This window comes from Bacteroidales bacterium (assembly GCA_035353855.1).
Lineage (GTDB): Bacteria > Bacteroidota > Bacteroidia > Bacteroidales > CG2-30-32-10 > DAOQAK01.
This window is the reverse complement of record DAOQAK010000004.1, coordinates 66,166-82,332: the sequence shown is the minus strand read 5'-3', so window position 1 is coordinate 82,332 and position 16,167 is coordinate 66,166. Positions and strand designations below refer to the sequence as shown.

General features: G+C 31.0%; 15 protein-coding genes. 10 read left to right on the top strand and 5 right to left on the bottom strand.

Annotated features, from left to right (window positions below):
• Positions 1-24: 24 nt before the first annotated feature.
• Both PKK00_01780 and PKK00_01775 read left to right on the top strand, forming a co-directional pair.
• Positions 25-1,860 carry a tetratricopeptide repeat protein gene (locus PKK00_01780; GenBank protein ID HNW97125.1) on the top strand — a complete coding sequence of 612 codons (1,836 nt, stop codon included), beginning with the start codon at positions 25-27 and terminating at the stop codon, positions 1,858-1,860.
• A 285-nt stretch (positions 1,861-2,145) separates the two neighbouring features.
• Positions 2,146-2,742 (top strand): IS3 family transposase, encoded by a 597-nt coding sequence (locus PKK00_01775; protein HNW97124.1) that lies wholly within the window; start codon positions 2,146-2,148, stop codon positions 2,740-2,742.
• Positions 2,743-2,891: 149 nt separating this feature from the next.
• Here the strand turns inward: PKK00_01775 and PKK00_01770 are convergent, their stop codons facing one another.
• From PKK00_01770 to PKK00_01760, 3 genes are all read right to left on the bottom strand, one after another.
• Positions 2,892-4,256 carry an O-antigen polymerase gene (locus PKK00_01770; GenBank protein HNW97123.1) on the bottom strand — a complete coding sequence of 455 codons (1,365 nt, stop codon included), beginning with the start codon at positions 4,254-4,256 and terminating at the stop codon, positions 2,892-2,894.
• Positions 4,253-4,999 carry an ABC transporter ATP-binding protein gene (locus PKK00_01765; GenBank protein HNW97122.1) on the bottom strand — a complete coding sequence of 249 codons (747 nt, stop codon included), beginning with the start codon at positions 4,997-4,999 and terminating at the stop codon, positions 4,253-4,255. The genes PKK00_01770 and PKK00_01765 overlap by 4 nt, the downstream gene beginning before the upstream one ends.
• A gap of 71 nt (positions 5,000-5,070) precedes the next feature.
• Entirely contained in the window at positions 5,071-5,241 is a 171-nt protein-coding gene (locus tag PKK00_01760) for a hypothetical protein (protein HNW97121.1), read from the bottom strand.
• 143 nt (positions 5,242-5,384) lie between these two features.
• Between PKK00_01760 and PKK00_01755 the strand changes: the two genes are divergently transcribed.
• The 3 genes from PKK00_01755 (at position 5,385) to rsmA (ending at position 8,326) form a co-directional block, all read left to right on the top strand.
• Positions 5,385-6,149, top strand: a complete 765-nt coding sequence (locus PKK00_01755; GenBank protein ID HNW97120.1) for an IS5 family transposase — start codon at positions 5,385-5,387, stop codon at positions 6,147-6,149.
• Positions 6,150-6,453: 304 nt separating this feature from the next.
• Complete coding sequence (locus PKK00_01750) at positions 6,454-7,518, top strand: hypothetical protein (GenBank protein ID HNW97119.1); 1,065 nt, start codon at positions 6,454-6,456, stop codon at positions 7,516-7,518.
• Positions 7,519-7,561: 43 nt separating this feature from the next.
• The gene (gene rsmA / locus PKK00_01745) at positions 7,562-8,326 is read left to right on the top strand and encodes a 16S rRNA (adenine(1518)-N(6)/adenine(1519)-N(6))-dimethyltransferase RsmA (protein ID HNW97118.1); all 765 of its coding nucleotides are present in this window, start codon (positions 7,562-7,564) and stop codon (positions 8,324-8,326) included.
• On the opposite strand, the gene PKK00_01740 is transcribed toward rsmA, so the two are convergent.
• Positions 8,323-9,591, bottom strand: coding sequence for an Nramp family divalent metal transporter (locus PKK00_01740; GenBank protein HNW97117.1), 1,269 nt, complete (start codon positions 9,589-9,591; stop codon positions 8,323-8,325). The genes rsmA and PKK00_01740 overlap by 4 nt on opposite strands.
• 109 nt (positions 9,592-9,700) lie before the next feature.
• On the opposite strand from PKK00_01740, the gene PKK00_01735 reads away from it, so the two are divergent.
• Positions 9,701-10,567, top strand: a complete 867-nt coding sequence (locus tag PKK00_01735; GenBank protein HNW97116.1) for an SPFH domain-containing protein — start codon at positions 9,701-9,703, stop codon at positions 10,565-10,567.
• Between the two features lie 3 nt (positions 10,568-10,570).
• Positions 10,571-10,744, top strand: coding sequence for a DNA-binding protein (locus PKK00_01730; GenBank protein ID HNW97115.1), 174 nt, complete (start codon positions 10,571-10,573; stop codon positions 10,742-10,744).
• Positions 10,745-10,756: 12 nt separating this feature from the next.
• Here the strand turns inward: PKK00_01730 and PKK00_01725 are convergent, their stop codons facing one another.
• Positions 10,757-12,781 carry a DUF2723 domain-containing protein gene (locus PKK00_01725; GenBank protein ID HNW97114.1) on the bottom strand — a complete coding sequence of 675 codons (2,025 nt, stop codon included), beginning with the start codon at positions 12,779-12,781 and terminating at the stop codon, positions 10,757-10,759.
• A 140-nt stretch (positions 12,782-12,921) separates the two neighbouring features.
• Between PKK00_01725 and PKK00_01720 the strand changes: the two genes are divergently transcribed.
• From PKK00_01720 to PKK00_01710, 3 genes are read left to right on the top strand one after another with little or no spacing between them, the layout of a single operon-like run.
• The gene (locus tag PKK00_01720; GenBank protein ID HNW97113.1) at positions 12,922-13,836 is read left to right on the top strand and encodes a diacylglycerol kinase family lipid kinase; all 915 of its coding nucleotides are present in this window, start codon (positions 12,922-12,924) and stop codon (positions 13,834-13,836) included.
• Between the two features lie 56 nt (positions 13,837-13,892).
• Positions 13,893-14,837 carry an NAD(P)-dependent oxidoreductase gene (locus PKK00_01715; GenBank protein ID HNW97112.1) on the top strand — a complete coding sequence of 315 codons (945 nt, stop codon included), beginning with the start codon at positions 13,893-13,895 and terminating at the stop codon, positions 14,835-14,837.
• Between the two features lie 31 nt (positions 14,838-14,868).
• Positions 14,869-16,104 (top strand): 6-phosphofructokinase, encoded by a 1,236-nt coding sequence (locus PKK00_01710; protein HNW97111.1) that lies wholly within the window; start codon positions 14,869-14,871, stop codon positions 16,102-16,104.
• Positions 16,105-16,167 lie beyond the last annotated feature (63 nt).

Genomic DNA, 16,167 nt, shown 5'->3' with positions numbered 1-16,167 from the left:
TCAAATCGGTAAAAAATATCTATGATGAAAAAAATTTTTCAAAATAAAATTCTTCTTATTTCATTATTGATATTTTTTATACAATCATTTTCTTTTGCACAGCCTGAAACTGATGAACAACTGGCTGCACAATATTTTCAGAATAAAGAATACGATAAGGCTTTAGTATATTATGAAAAGCTTTATAATAAAAAACAGGATTATCTATATTACAGCTCTTACCTTTCCTGCCTTGTAGAACTTAAAGATTATAAAACGGCAGAAAAAATAATCAAGAAACAAATCAAAAGAAATATTTCCGTTCCTCAGTATGGCGTTGACCTGGGTTATTTATACAATGTTCAGGGTGATGAAAAAAAAGCAGCTGAACAATATGACCTGATGATTAAAAATGCTATAAAGGACAAGCAATACGTGATTGACCTTGCCAATGCATTTCTGCTTCGAAAAAAAATAAGTTATGCCGTTGAGACTTATGAGAAAATGCGGAAAGCCATGTCGGGGTATTATCCTTTCAGTCTTGAATTAGCCGAAATATATGGCTCGCAGGGTGAGTATGAAAAAATGATGGAGGAATATATCAAGCTCATTCAGTTTAATTCATCGGAGTATTTGGAAAAAGTTCAGGAAATAATACAGGATATTTTAACGGAAGATACTGACGGAAAACAAGGCGCTGCCTTAAAAAAAATACTGTTAAAAAAAATACAGGAAAATCCAGATGAAACATTTTATTCGGAAATGCTATTATGGTATTCCACGCAAATAAAAGATTTTGATATAGCCCTGATACAGGCTAAATCATTGGATAAACGAAACAAGGAAGATGGTAAAAGAGTTTTCAATATTGCGCGCCTTGCTTCATCCAACGGGTTTTATGATATAGCCATTGCTGCTTACCAATACATCATTAATAAAGGCTCCGAAAATTATTATTACCTGAGCAGTAAAACAGAAATTTTAGATACAAAGTTTTTAAAGATCACGACTTCCTTATATACAAATTCAGATATTGAAAGTCTTGTGAATGATTATAAGTCGGCGCTTGATGAATTAGGGAAATCATCATATTCCATTTCCATCATAAAAAATTATGCTCATTTGCTTGCATTTTATTCCTATAAAACTGAAGAAGCCATAAAACTATTATATGAAGCTCTTGAAATAAAATCGGCACAAGCAAAATCAATAGCTGAATGTAAGATAGAACTTGCCGATATTTTACTTATGACAGGTGAAGTATGGGAAGCTACATTATTGTATTCACAGGTGGAAAAGGCTTTTAAAGATGAACCCATAGGTCATCTTGCTAAATTTAAAAATGCAAAATTATCTTATTACATTGGCGAATTTGAGTGGGCAAAAACTCAACTCGATGTGCTGAAAGCAGCAACATCAAAACTTATAGCTAACGATGCAATGGATTTATCATTACTAATAAGCGATAATTCAGATATGGACAGTACTTATGATGCTTTGATGATGTATTCCCGTGCTGACCTTTTATTCTTCCGCAACAAAAATAATGAAGCAATAAAAACACTGGATTCACTTTTTATAAAATATAAATTTCATTCGCTTTTTGATGAGGCATATTATAAGAAAGCTGAAATATATATGAAAGAAAAACTTTATGATTCCGCAGTTGTTTATTATAAAAAAGTTGAAGAAAGTTATGCTTTCGATATTTTGGCCGATGATGCACTTTATAAGCTTGCAGGAATTTATGAGATACAATATAAGGATACTGTAAAAGCCATGGAGTACTACGAAAAGCTGATGACCAATTACCCCGGAAGTACATATGTAATTGAGGCAAGAAAAAAATATCGAACCTTAAGAGGTGATGTTGTAAATTAAGGACACATATTAAGTTCCTTCCAATAATCGCTATATAAATTTTTGTAATTAATTAATTCATTATGATTACCGGAATTATTAATTTCTCCTTTTTCTAATAAATAAATTCTGTCGCAGAATTTATTTAAAATATTTAATTTATGTGTTATAAAAATTATACCTGTTTGTTTTTTTATAGTGTTTAATAACTTGATTGTAAAATCTTCGGTTTGTTTATCCATAGAAGAAGTTGCTTCATCAAGAATTAAAAGTTGTGGGTAATGATATAATGCTCTCGCCAGAGTTATTAGCTGGAATCACAAACGAGTGTATCGAGTATATACTCAAATGCAGCTAAACATTCGTCGCAGGGCAAAAAAACGATTGCCGGCAAGAGTTAAACAAACGTTATTTCACCCAGATGCCACAAATCAGGTATGGTCAATGGATTTTATGAGTGACAGTTTATGGGATGGCAGAAGGTTCCGCCTCTTGAATATTTTAGATGATTACAATAGAGAGGTTCTTTGGATTGAGGCTGACACTTCATTACCGGCACTAAGAGTCGTTAGAGTATTAGAGCAACTGAAGCAACAAAGAGGCTTACCAAAGATGATTCGTGTTGATAATGGACCTGAACTTATTTCAGACAAGCTGGATGCATGGTGCAAGGGTAATGATGTGCAACTGATATTTATTCAACCTGGCAAACCAACGCAGAATGCGTTTATTGAAAGATTAAACGGTAGTCTAAGAAAAGAAATTCTTAATGCTTATGTGTTCAGAACGCTCAGTGAAGTAAGAGAACTAACTGAAAAATGGAAATTAGATTACAATTATAACAGACCTCACGAAGCGTTAAAAAATAAAGCACCCATGGATCTGGTAAAAGAAATTTTATGAAAGAAACTCAAATTTTGAATGGTCCGAAAAAAGGGGAAGCTTACAATTATCTATCGTTATAACTCTTTTTGATATTTATTACATCATTAATATTTATACCTTGGAATGATTAATTTATATCTGCGCTATAAGCTATTTTAAACATGCATTTATTCATTTAAAAAAAATATTTTATATGTTCTTTCAGTTATTTTGTTTTTGTTTCTTTTAACAAATAAATATGATATAAATACTACAAAATAACATATAGATAATCCTATTGTTTTAGGTAGAAAAAATAAAATAACAAATAAAGTAATAGTTATTAGCGAAGCCCCAGTAGATGTATTGTTGTTAAATTTATCTAATGAAAAAACATTTATTATATTTACTGGTAAAAACCATGAATTAAAAAAGCCTATAAAATATAATATAACAGATAAATTTAAATAATAATAAATAAAATCTAATATTATATTTTTTTCAGTAAGAAATATAAAAACAGAAATTGTTATAACAAAATCAATGAAAATTATCAATGAAAATTTGATTGTATAAATTAATAAAAAGTTATTGAAACTATTACTGGAATATTGAATTCTTAACCACATGTTTTTTGAATATCCCCAAATATTATTTAATACATAAGTAAAATAAATTAAAGGAGATGAAAACAGCCATAATATAAACTCAGAGTTGTATAAAGCATGTCCTTTCTTTTTTAATATAAATAAACTAACAATTACTAATAACATTTTAAAAATTAGACCAAAAAAGAATGAAATTCTGATTTTTTTATTTCTAAAAGATTCTTTTATCAAATAGTTAAATAGGTTATTATTTGTTTGAAGCTTATCTTTGATTCTATAACTTTTAACCTCTTTAAATTTATAGCAATAAAAAAGTATTATAGTGACCGATAATAAAAAAGAAAGGAATATTATAAAAGTTGTTTCAAAAGAATTGTTTAGAAATAATAAAGTACAAATATATATTATAGTAAATAAAAGAAGTACGAATGTAATAAGTGCTTTTTTTCTAAATTTATTAAAACTATGCTCTATTAAGATTTTTATTATTAATTCAAAGAAATATCCTGTAATTAATATTATTGAAAATAAAATAAAATCATTAACAAAAAAAGGTTTTGATAAAAAAATAATTATACAATAAAAAACAAATAATAGAATAAAGAAAGGTGAAAAAATATCATATATTGATTTGTATACAATTTTTTCAATAATATTGATATTGTAATATTTAGGAAAGTAATCTTGAAAAGGTTTATAAACCGGAAAAATATTTCTTATGCAAATTATCAAAATGATAATTAAATAAGAATAATTTTTAAAATTATATGGTAGTTTATTTATTTCTTCTAATTTATTGATAATAATGCTAAATAAAATACCATTAAAGATTACAGAAAACAATAGAACTAAATAAAAAATATTAGTTAATACCGCGGTTTTTTTCTTAATAAAAAATAGCTTAAACTTTAATTTTATTAAATATATAATTGTATTTATTATCATAATAACCAGCTAACACTACTTAAATTATTTTCTTTTTCTTTTAATAATTCATATAATGACTCTTCTAAAAGCTTATACCCGTTCTGCGTAAATTCCGGCAAATCTGAATTAATTAATATTTTACCTTCATCAATAACAATTATTTTATCAGCTAATTTTTCGATATGTGTTAAGTCATGTGATGAAAAAATAATAATTCTTTGCTTTTTATATTCTTTTATTAATTCAATTAATTTGTTTACCGTAAAAATATCAAGCCCTGTAAATGGTTCATCTAATATTAAAATATCTGGTTTGTGAATTATTGATGCAGCTATAGCTATTTTTTGTTTCATTCCTATAGAATAAGAAGATATTTTCTTATAAATTTCTTCTTCTTTATCAAATAAAAACAATAACAAACTTTTTATCTTATCACTTAACTTATTTTCTTTAACTTTATTTATTTTTGAAATAAACTGTAAAAATTCGAAACCGGAAAATTCTTCTATTAATGCTGTCTCATCTAATAAAAACCCAAATTTACTTTTAAATATATTTTTTTTATTAAAATAATTTATATCGTTAATAATAATTTCTCCAGTGTCAGGTTCAGTTAAATCTGCAACTATATTAAATAGTGTGCTTTTCCCTGAGCCATTTTTCCCAACAATTACATTACAAGTATTTAGATTAAATTCTGCTGTAAAACTATCAAGTACTTTTTTCTTTTTAAATGATTTTGAAATATTTTTTAATATCATTCTTTAATTTTTAATAATTACGATATGAAAAAATCAGGGAGCTATGTATTTAAGCTCCCTGATTTTTTTTGTTACCACCAATTAAATTCGGATCCTATAGCATAGCCAATACAGCCAACACCAAGTACTCCAGTAACAGGATTTGGTGCTACTAAGGATGCGATAGCTACACCAGCGCAAAACCCACCAAGAAAAGTTCCACCTTCAATGGTTTGCATTTTTTCATAACTTAAATTTTGCATTTTTTAATAAATTTAAGAAACTGTTTTGAAATTTAAAAAGAGAATGCATATGAATAAAAATGTTTATAACTATAATATAATCAGTTAGTTAATTGGGTTATTAATCGTATCATTTTGATTATCAGTCAAATAAAACACATAATATGAAAAACTACCCACCTAACTTAACCGATTCACAATGGAAAATTATAGAAAATATTTTGAATAACAAAAGAAAGCGAAAACATAATTTGCGTGATATTATGAATGCCCTGTTTTATTTACTTAAAACCGGCTGTCAATGGCGTATGCTGCCAAATGATTTTGCTCCATGGAATACGGTATATTATTACTATCGCCAATGGAAGACGTATGGATTGATAGAAGAGATACACGAATGTCTCAGAAATTTTATTTGTAAAAAAGCTGGACGAGAAGAATCTCCAAGTGCAGCATGTATCGATAGTCGTTCCGTAAAAACATCACGTTCCGGAGGCGTTGACAGAGGTATTGATGGTGGAAAAATCACAAAAGGACGAAAACAACATATAGTTACAGACACAATGGGATTGTTGTTGGTCGTGTTTGTACATGCCGCAAATATCCATGATAGCAAAGCTGCAATGGAGGTTATAAACCGACTTAAAGGTCGGTTTAACCGCTTAATAAAAATATTTGCTGACGGAGGTTATCGAGGCGAATTAATAGAAAAGGTAAAACGGTCTTTGGGATGGATACTTGAGATTGTACTACGAAGTGATGACAGTAAAAAGTTTTCCGTAATCCCTAAAAGATGGGTAGTTGAACGAACTTTTGCTTGGTTTGAAAGTTACCGTAGATTAAGCAAAGATTACGAATATCTTACAGATACAAGTGAAACAATGATCCAATTAGCTATGGTAAAACTTATGCTTAACAGATTAAAATAAAAATTCAAAACAGTTTCTTAATAATTTCTTTTAAAGTTGTAAAATAAAATATTAAATTTTAAATTCACAAGCATCATTTGACAGATGATAGCTTTTAGCGTATAAGTTGCAGGTTTGGGTTTGTACCTGGTAAGCGTATATCAGTATTAAGGTATATAAAATTCATGAAAGCCAAATCATATTTATATCAGTTTTTAACTACCCAACTGAAAAATATTTTTTCATCACTATAAAATATTTTGTTACCTGTTCGTGTTTATACTTTTGTAATCTTCGTGTTATATAAAAGTTAAAATCATACACTATGAAAAAATCTATTTTCATTTTCGCTGCATTATTCATTGCAATAATTGTACATGCTCAAAAAGATGAATATGCTTATTTGAAAAAAAATTGGAAAAGTTATCCAACTTATATTGATAACAACCCTTTAAGAAAAAAAGTTGTTGCAGCTAAACTTAAGGGATATTCCGAAACCATTAAAAAAGGGAATAAGGAATATTTATGGGTAAAAGTTAATTATAATGATAGCGGGAATTATACGTCAATGGATTTTTATAAAAAAAACGGGAACCTCTTAAAACAATATATTTATGAATATTCCCAGGCGAATAAAAATACATCTTATATCGTTAAAAGTAAAAACGGGAAAAAAAACTTACAATACAATTATAAGTATGATAACAATAATTGTGTTATAGAAGAAGAAGCTTTTAATAATGGAAAACCTGAAATGAAGATCACTTCAAAATTTGATTCATTAAAAATTCTTGAAAGTTGTTATTATAAAAATGGAAGCCCGGAATTTAAGAGAAAGTGGGTGTATACTTATTATCCTGATAAATCAAGGAAATCATCAATTGTTTATAATGCAAAAGAAAAAATTTTGTATACATGGAATTATGAATGCAAGCCAGAAGGAGAATTAGCAACAAAACATAAAGATACTACTGCTGTTTGCCGAAAAGAAAATTACGATAGCGAAGGAAATAAAATTGTAACCTTCCAAAAGTTCAATGAGAAAGGAAAGCCTTATAAAATCGAATATATTTATAATAAGGATAATAAATTTATAGCATACACAACCTACTATCAAAATAATGTTATCCATTTTAAAGGAAAATATAATGAGCATACCGGCGAAACAATGGAATATGCGATATATGATAAGAAAGGCAATGAATCATACCGAATGGTAAGCACATTTGACGATAAAGATAATATTACTGAAACCAAGACATATAACAAGGGAAAACAAACTTCAAGCAGAATAAATGAATTCAGCCCTTCGAATTTTGTGTCAAGTATGAAATATTACAGAAAAGGTAAACTGGAAAGTTCTTATACATATGAATACATTTATTTTTAAATCACTACATTCGCAAATCATAAATTGTTATTCATAAATCCAGATGTATCCGGTACGCGCAAAAAAACACCTTGGTCAGCATTTTTTGAAAGATGAGAATATTGCGCAAAAAATAGTTGAGTCTCTTTCGTTAAATAAGAACGTTCTTGAAATAGGCGCCGGAACTGGTGTTCTGACAAAGTACCTGAAAAGTATTCCTGGTATTGATTTAAGAATTATTGAAATCGATAATGAGTCGGTAACTTATCTTAAAAATAATTTCCCTGAAATTAATAATAAGGTTATCCAAGCCGACTTTCTTCGTTATAATTTAAAAACCTTGTTTGACGGGCATTTTAGCATTATCGGGAATTTTCCTTATAATATTTCAAGCCAAATTCTATTCCGAACTATTGAAAACAGGGATGATGTTGATGAGGTTGTAGGAATGTTTCAGAAAGAAGTTGCGGTAAGAATAGCATCGGCGCCGGGAAATAAAGATTACGGAATTTTAAGTGTATTGCTAAAAGCGTGGTACGATATCGAATATCTTTTTACTGTGAATGAAAATGTTTTTGTCCCACCACCAAAAGTAAAATCAGCTGTTATACGACTAAAAAGAAATAATGTAAAAGAGTTGGAGTGTGATGAAAAACTTTTTATATCAGTAGTGAAAACCGCCTTTAATCAGCGACGAAAAACATTACGCAATGCGTTATCATCGTTTGGGTATAAAGATACTTCCGACATTATATGGACCAAAAGAGCCGAACGATTAAGTGTTGAGGATTTTGTTTGGCTTACCAGGAAACTTAGCGATAACTATTAAATCGTATTGAAAAAACTACAAAGCAGAGCAATATTCAGTGAGCTGACAACTATTGCAATTATCAATAAAATAATTTTAGTCCTTATAGTATTCACATATTTTCCCATCACTTTTTTTGAAGAGGTCAGGTAGATTTGAATGAATATAGTGAACGGGAGTTGCATGCTTAAAATCATTTGCGAAATCAGAAGTCCTTTGAAAGGGTTACCTATAAAGAATATCAGCAATAGTGCAACTAAAAATGTAATAGCGATTCCGAGTTTGGAATGGCTGTCTTTAATATTAAATGGTTCACTGTACAACCCGGCAAATATGGAACCTCCGGCAATTCCTGCTGTTACACATGATGCCACACCGGCGAAAAGTAAAGCAATAGCAAATACAATTGCGGCAGCATTTCCAAGTAAAGGATGCATCATTTCTTCTGCCTGCTGAAGTTCGGTAATATTTACTTTATTTGCGAAGAACACCGAAGCGGCAATTAATATCATGGCGCTGTTAATAGCCCAGCCAATGATCATGGATAACAGTGTATCCGCAAATTCGTATTCCAATTGTTTTTTTATTATTTTTTCATCTTCCAGGTTCCATTGTCGGCTTTGAATCACCTCGGAGTGTAAGAAGAGATTATGAGGCATAACAACAGCGCCAATTACACTCATTATTATCAGCATTGAACCTTTTGGAAATGTTGGATGTATCCAGCTTAAAGCCGCTTCCTGCCATGGAATGTCAACCAAAGTCAATTCATAAACGAAAGATATTCCAATAATGGAAACAAATCCAATAATCCATTTTTCAATTCGTTTATAGGAATTGGAAAATAAAAAATAAACAACAAGGATTGTTATAAGTATTGCTCCAATTTTTAATGGGACATGAAATAACATTTTTAATGCTATTGCACCGCCAAGTATTTCAGCTAATGCTGTTGATATTGCTGCCATTACAGCAGAATAAAGAATGGGGTGTGAAATCCATTTTTTAGTGTATTGGGTTGCAGCTTCCGATAAACATAAACCTGTTGCTATTCCTAAGTGTGCCACGTTATGCTGTAAAATGATAAGGATAATAGTTGATAAGGTAATGATCCATAAAAGTGAATAACCAAAATCAGAACCGGCAGCAATATTTGAAGCCCAGTTACCGGGGTCAATAAACCCAACCGTTACGAGTAAGCCGGGCCCAATATATTTAAGAAATTCTTTTATCCCGTATTCCCGCCTGTGATCTTTGCGTAATATGTCTTTTAAGAAATTGGTCATATGCAGTTTTGCAAAGTTACTTGAAAAAAAACATAAAAATATTTTGCCGGTTAAAAAATTATATATATCATTGCGATATCAAAATGATATCAAATAAAAAAATAAAATTATGAAAAACGAAAAAGATTATAAACCTGCATCAGGTTACTTAGGACTGCTAATCGGATTGGTACTTTTACTATCCGCATTGCTAATTCCAACAGTAGAAGAAGATCCATTTTTAATTACTATTTTCATTGTACTGATAATTATCGGAATTTTTTGCCTGTCGGGATTAAGGGCTGTTAACCCTAATGAATCGGTAGTTTTAACACTATTCGGAAAATATGTGGGCACCATAAAGATAAATGGTTTTTGCTGGATGAATCCATTTTTTCTGAAAAAGAAGGTTTCATTAAGAGCACGAAATCTCGACAGTCAACCGCTCAAAGTAAATGATAAAATGGGAAACCCGATTATGATAGGCGTAGTATTGGTATGGCGTGTAGAGGATACTTATAAAGCTGCATTTGAAGTTGATAATTATGAAAACTTTGTAAAAATACAAAGTGAAGCAGCCATAAGAAAAATGGCAGGAACATTTTGTTATGACAACCTGGAAAGCCAGGATGCTGATATTACTTTGCGTTCGGGAGGAAATGAAATAAATAATTTTTTAGTTGGAGAACTTCACGAACGACTTTCTATTGCCGGTATAAATGTTATGGAAGCACGAATAAATTACCTGGCTTACGCAGCAGAAATTGCAGGAGCTATGCTTCAGCGCCAGCAGGCAACAGCTATTGTAGCTGCACGTTTTAAAATTGTAGAAGGCGCTGTGGGTATGGTTCAAAATGCATTGCAGGAACTTTCAGCAAAAGGGATTATTGATCTTGATGATGAAAAGAAGGCAGCAATGGTAAGCAACCTGATGGTGGTTCTTTGTTCCGAAAGAGCAGCACAACCTGTTTTGAATTCAGGGTCGTTATACCAATAAAATATGGCTGATAAAAAAGCTTTTATATTGAGAATTGACGGAGATGTTTTTGCTTCACTTGAGAAGTGGGCGGCTGATGAATTCCGTAGTGTGAATGGACAGATAGAATATATTCTTACAAAAGCATTAAAAGATTCCGGCAGAATGAAAAAAAATAAAAGCAATGAAAAAAAATAGAAATATTTCAGTTTAATTCGATTTCAATGCTTGTATTCTTTGGTTAATGGTATTTTGTAATGATTTATTATTCTTGAAAAATTGAAGGGATAAATTATAATACTTCAAAGATTCGGTTTTGTTTTTTAAACTTTCATAAAGCAATCCTCTTGTGGCGAATGTGCCGCCGTAATATTCTTTGAAACGCTTAACCATTCTGTCATCTGGGTTTTTATCATTTATGAAAATATCATAATCCGCTTCATCAAAATTTATTTGAGACAAGGTTGTATCTCTTGGAATTTTATAAGCTGCCAGGATCGATTCACGCTGATATTTGTTAAGTAATTTTATGGCTTCATTATTATTTAAGAATGTAATATAAACATCTTCTTTGTTGGCAAGATTTTTATCAATGAACGAATAAATCATATTTTCGTAGCATGATTGGATCACGTTTCCATCATATTGTTCGCCGTTTTCAAAAGGTTCAACAGCTTTTAAAAAATTATCGACTTCAGTTTGCGAACGCTTTATAAAATCAGGATGATTATGTTTTAGCATTTCAATATACCAGCTTCTTTTCAACAGCATAATATCTAATGCAACAATATCTTTTCTTTTATTTTCTACATATTGAAAATAAAAATACGGAAAACAAAATGGATCCCAGTCGCCTATTACTATTGAATTTGGCGTGGCAACTTTAAAAACATTTTCAACATATTTCTGCGGATAATAGTATTGACTCATATCCGTTTTTTTATAATTTTTAAATGTATTGCTGAAAGCCATTATTATGCATAGGCATCCAATGGCATAAAGAATTTTTGGTGAGGTTTTGATTATGGAAATCAAATAGAAAAATCCTATTCCTGTCAATATCGAAAGGAACATATACGAAGGAATATAAAATACCGATACTAAAGCTCCATTCTCAATGTTTACAAGCTTGTTAGATGAAATATCGAAGTTTGTAAAATAAGTTGTAACAGGCATACTTAACAATAAAAACATGATTGCGAAAAAGAAATATTTTTTGTTATGCTTGTAAATAATGAATATCCCTATTATTGCAAAGATGATAAATAGCAGGTACCATTGTTCGGGAAGTAGCGTGGATAAATAATATTTAAACTGGCTGGTAAACCTTTCCGTAGTGTGTGGACTGTCAATATTATATTGGTGACGGTAAATAACACGAAAAAAATTGGTGATGTTGCCTGGATTTCCCCAGTTCATCGGAGGATTCTGTGATGCTGCAATCGGAAGGTAAAGAAATGGAGTAAGCCCTAAGATGAAGAATAATATTGTCTTTGCAACGGTCTTAATGTTTAAAATTATTTTATAATCAACAGCTAAAAGAAATACTCCGAATATTGGAATAAGCATTAAGGATGTGGTATGATTGGTAAATGCAAGGGCAATCACAAAGCTTATTATGTATAAATATTTTTTTCTTTCTTCCTGAGTTTCCTGTCTTTTCCAAATTAATGCAAGCAAAATAAATAACGCAGTAAAGCAACTGTTGATCCCGTATACTTCAGTCATCACGGCTTGTTCCCATGTTTCAAAACTTAAACCAAAGAATAAACCGCTGCTAAATGCAATAGAATATTTAAGGATGTTTAAAAGTTTTTCGTTATTCTTTTTCCAGAAATTCGAAGTGATAAATGTGTCTTCAATAATTAATACAGTTGCCCACGAAATAAGCAAAGCAGCAAGTGAAGTAAAAAATGCTGAGGCTAAGTTAACGCGGTAAGCAATGCTTCCAAAAGGAATGATAAGTGAAAATATTTTTCCGAAAATTGTAAATAATGGGTAACCCGGTTCATGCGGAACGCCAAGAGTATAAGCCGCAGTTACTAGTTCGCCGCTGTCTTCAAAAGAAATATTTGGGGCTAATGTTAATATATAAAGTATAAAAGTAATTAAGAACGATAACGCAAGGGTGGAATAAAAGAAAATATTTTTGTTGACAGGAAAAACTATTTTTGCTTTTACATCTGTCTGTTTTCTTTGTTGTTTAATAGGTTTTTTAATTTTGTTCTTTTGCATATTTTGATTTTAGTAAGCCAGACAAAAATTTAAAAAAATAATAGAACAAAGGTATTAGAAAATTTTTGTATATTCATGCTTCAAAATTATTTAAGAAATTTAAATATAGATTTAAAAATAATTTAGGATTTGTGTGTTAGATGGAAGAATTATTTTTTATCGTAAACCCTCATGCGGGTAATGGAAAAGGGCGAAAAGACTGGCCCTTGATAGAATCATTTTTAAAATCTGAAAAATTAAAATTCGATTTTGTATTTTCAGAAAAAACATATCATGCAATTTACCTGGCCCATATTGCTGTTGAAAAAGGGTATAGAACAATAATTGCAGTTGGTGGTGATGGAACACTGAATGAAGTAGCAAACGGAATTCTTAAAAGTAAAAAATGCAATGATGTAACTTTGGGAATGATTCCGGTTGGTACAGGCAACGATTGGTGCAGAATGTATAATATCCCTATAAATTTTATAGAAGCGATTAAGGTTATTAAAAATAATAAAATATTTATTCAGGATATTGGATTAATAAAATATAAGAACGGAAGTGAATTTTATAAACGATATTTAGTAAACGTTGCTGGCTTTGGCTTTGACGCCGATGTGGTTAAAAAAGTCAATACCCAGAAGAATAAAGGTAAAGGCGGGAAATTTCTTTATTTACTTAATTTGCTTAAATCGCTTTTCTCATTTAAATATGTGAATGCTGAAATAAATGTTGATGGGGATATTTTTAGTTCAAATTTATTTAGCATGAATGTAGGTATTTGCAAATACAGTGGTGGCGGCATGATGCAGGTGCCAAATGCAATTGCCGATGATGGGTTACTTGATGTTACGGTGATAAATAGACTTTCAAAATTTGAAGTAATCAGGAATGTAAAAAATCTTTACGATGGTTCATTTATAAAACATCCAAAAGTTTCAACACATAGAGGACAAAATATAAAAGTTAATTCCGAACCTGCCATTGCTGTTGAAGCAGATGGTGAAACACTGGGTACTTCTCCGATTGAAATAAGCATTATACCGAAAGCATTAAAAATAATTTCAGGCTGAAATACTTTTTGATGTTAACCAAAACTCAGTAAATTTGTTTTTGAAAAAATATAAAATTGAAAAAAGTTTTAATCATTGATTCAGTTCATCCGATCCTGATAAAAAAGCTGGAGAATGCAGGTTTTACTTGTGATGATGCAATTAAACTTTCCCGAGCTGAAATTGAAAAAATTATTCATTACTATCATGGAATAATTATTCGTAGCCGTATTACTATTGACAAATCATTTATCAGTATAGCTAAAAACCTTGAATTCATTGGTCGTGTGGGTTCCGGAATGGAAACAATTGATGTTGCATTTGCAGAAAAGAAAAAAATTAAATGTTTCAATTCGCCTGAAGGCAATCGTGATGCCGTAGGCGAACATGCTTTGGGAATGCTGCTTTCATTGATGAATAATATGAACCGCGCCGATAAACAGGTTCGTTCAGGAAAGTGGAATCGTGAGGAAAATAGGGGTGAAGAAATAAACGGAAAAACGATCGGAATAATTGGATACGGTAATATGGGCAGCGCTTTTGCACGTCGTTTAAGCGGTTTCGGGGCTAACGTGATTGCTTATGATAAGTATAAAAATGATTTTTCTGATAAATTTGTAAAAGAAGTTAACCTATCTGAAATTTTTAAAAAGGCTGATATTGTTAGTTTGCACGTCCCATTGACTGATGAAACACATTACATGGTTGATGAAAAATTTATTAAGAAATTTAAAAATAATTTCTGGCTTATCAATACATCACGCGGACCTGTAGTGAAAACAAATGATATGGTGAAATATCTTAAAACAGGAAAAATAAATGGCGCTGCACTTGATGTGATTGAATATGAAGAAACATCTTTTGAAATCCTAAAAAAATCGAAGCTTCCTGAAGCATATAAATTTTTAATAAAAGCAGACAATGTAATTTTAACACCACATATAGCAGGCTGGACAAAGGAATCGAAAATTAAATTAGCAGAAGTATTGGCAGATAAAATTATAAAAGGAATTAAGAAATAATTTTTTTAACTTTGTATAAAACAAAATAATTATGGCAGTAAAAAATAAAATTTTCAGTGGAAAGACTTTAGCAATTTTGACCGGAGGTGGCGATACTCCAGCGCTTAATTCCAGCATTGAATCGATAAGAAACCGTGCATCAATGCTCGGTTTTAAAGTATACGGAATACGAAAAGGCTGGAAAGGATTATTGGGCGATGGCGATATAATTAATTTAACTCATCATCCTTATGATGGCTGGTATGGAGGAACTGCACTGCTTTCCAGTCGTACGAATCCTTTTCCTACTAAGAAAAACCCGGAAAGCAGGGTGCCACAGATATTAAAAAATCTTAAACGTTATAAGATTGATGTATTGGTTTCCATTGGCGGCGACGATACAAATGGCGCTGCAAAAAGATTATATGAAACCGAAGGAATTCCTGTTATTGGCTTTCCTAAAACAATTGATAATGACCTACGCACGCACACTATGCATGCATACAATGGGAAAGAAATCGAAGCCGTATTGTGTCCCGGCTTCCCTTCGGCTGTAACCGGAATTGCTGATTTTGCCAATCGTATAAGAACAACCTGTGAATCGCATCAACGTATATGTGTATTAGAAGTAATGGGCAGGGATGCCGGTTGGCTTACCGGAGGCGCATTTTACGGAGGTGCTGAAATATCTTTGATTCCCGAAGTTGAGATGACAAAAGAACGTAAAGAAGTATTTTTTGAAAAAGTAAAAGAAGCCTATTTGAGTTCTCCTAAAAAGGCTATCGTTGTTGCTGTTTCAGAAGGTGTACGGTGGTATGATGATAAGGAAGGGAAACTGGATGTAGTTTATGCAAGTTCCGAAACCGATGAATATGGGCACCCACGCTTTGGCGGGATAAGCGGTGTTATTGGTTCTGAAATTACAAAGAGATTAGGCATTGAAGCAAGAGCACAGATTACCGGATATTATCCGCGCTCAGGGAAATGCCAGGAGTATGACCGTAAGCTTACCGTTACACTTGCTGATAAAGTTGCTGATCTTTTGCTTCGTGAAGAATATGGACTTATGCCGGTAATGAATAAAATGGTTAGTCATATTGAACTGGAAGAATATAATACTTCAACTATAGATATGGGTTCCATAGGTAATCGCCCTTTACAGGAAGTTTATTATAATTTGGATGAATATACTTTTACTCCCGCTTACGAAAATTTCTTATCACACATTCTTGAGAAACCAGAAAAAAATGAATTTAAATATGATTTTCCGGTAGTTTTACCGAAATAGAAATAATAATATTATTATTTAAAAACCCGCTTAATTATTCATAAGCGGGTTTTTTTATCATAA

Excerpts from the sequence above, each read along its gene's own strand:
- PKK00_01730 (HNW97115.1), top strand. The coding sequence starts at position 10,571 with ATGGCTGATAAAAAAGCTTTTATATTGAGAATTGACGGAGATGTTTTT.
- PKK00_01750 (HNW97119.1), top strand. The coding sequence starts at position 6,454 with ATGAAAAAATCTATTTTCATTTTCGCTGCATTATTCATTGCAATAATT.
- PKK00_01770 (HNW97123.1), bottom strand. The coding sequence starts at position 4,256 with ATGATAATAAATACAATTATATATTTAATAAAATTAAAGTTTAAGCTA.
- PKK00_01780 (HNW97125.1), top strand. The coding sequence starts at position 25 with ATGAAAAAAATTTTTCAAAATAAAATTCTTCTTATTTCATTATTGATA.
- rsmA (HNW97118.1), top strand. The coding sequence starts at position 7,562 with ATGTATCCGGTACGCGCAAAAAAACACCTTGGTCAGCATTTTTTGAAA.
- PKK00_01720 (HNW97113.1), top strand. The coding sequence starts at position 12,922 with ATGGAAGAATTATTTTTTATCGTAAACCCTCATGCGGGTAATGGAAAA.
- PKK00_01755 (HNW97120.1), top strand. The coding sequence starts at position 5,385 with ATGAAAAACTACCCACCTAACTTAACCGATTCACAATGGAAAATTATA.
- PKK00_01710 (HNW97111.1), top strand. The coding sequence starts at position 14,869 with ATGGCAGTAAAAAATAAAATTTTCAGTGGAAAGACTTTAGCAATTTTG.
- PKK00_01725 (HNW97114.1), bottom strand. The coding sequence starts at position 12,781 with ATGCAAAAGAACAAAATTAAAAAACCTATTAAACAACAAAGAAAACAG.
- PKK00_01735 (HNW97116.1), top strand. The coding sequence starts at position 9,701 with ATGAAAAACGAAAAAGATTATAAACCTGCATCAGGTTACTTAGGACTG.
- PKK00_01740 (HNW97117.1), bottom strand. The coding sequence starts at position 9,591 with ATGACCAATTTCTTAAAAGACATATTACGCAAAGATCACAGGCGGGAA.
- PKK00_01765 (HNW97122.1), bottom strand. The coding sequence starts at position 4,999 with ATGATATTAAAAAATATTTCAAAATCATTTAAAAAGAAAAAAGTACTT.
- PKK00_01760 (HNW97121.1), bottom strand. The coding sequence starts at position 5,241 with ATGCAAAATTTAAGTTATGAAAAAATGCAAACCATTGAAGGTGGAACT.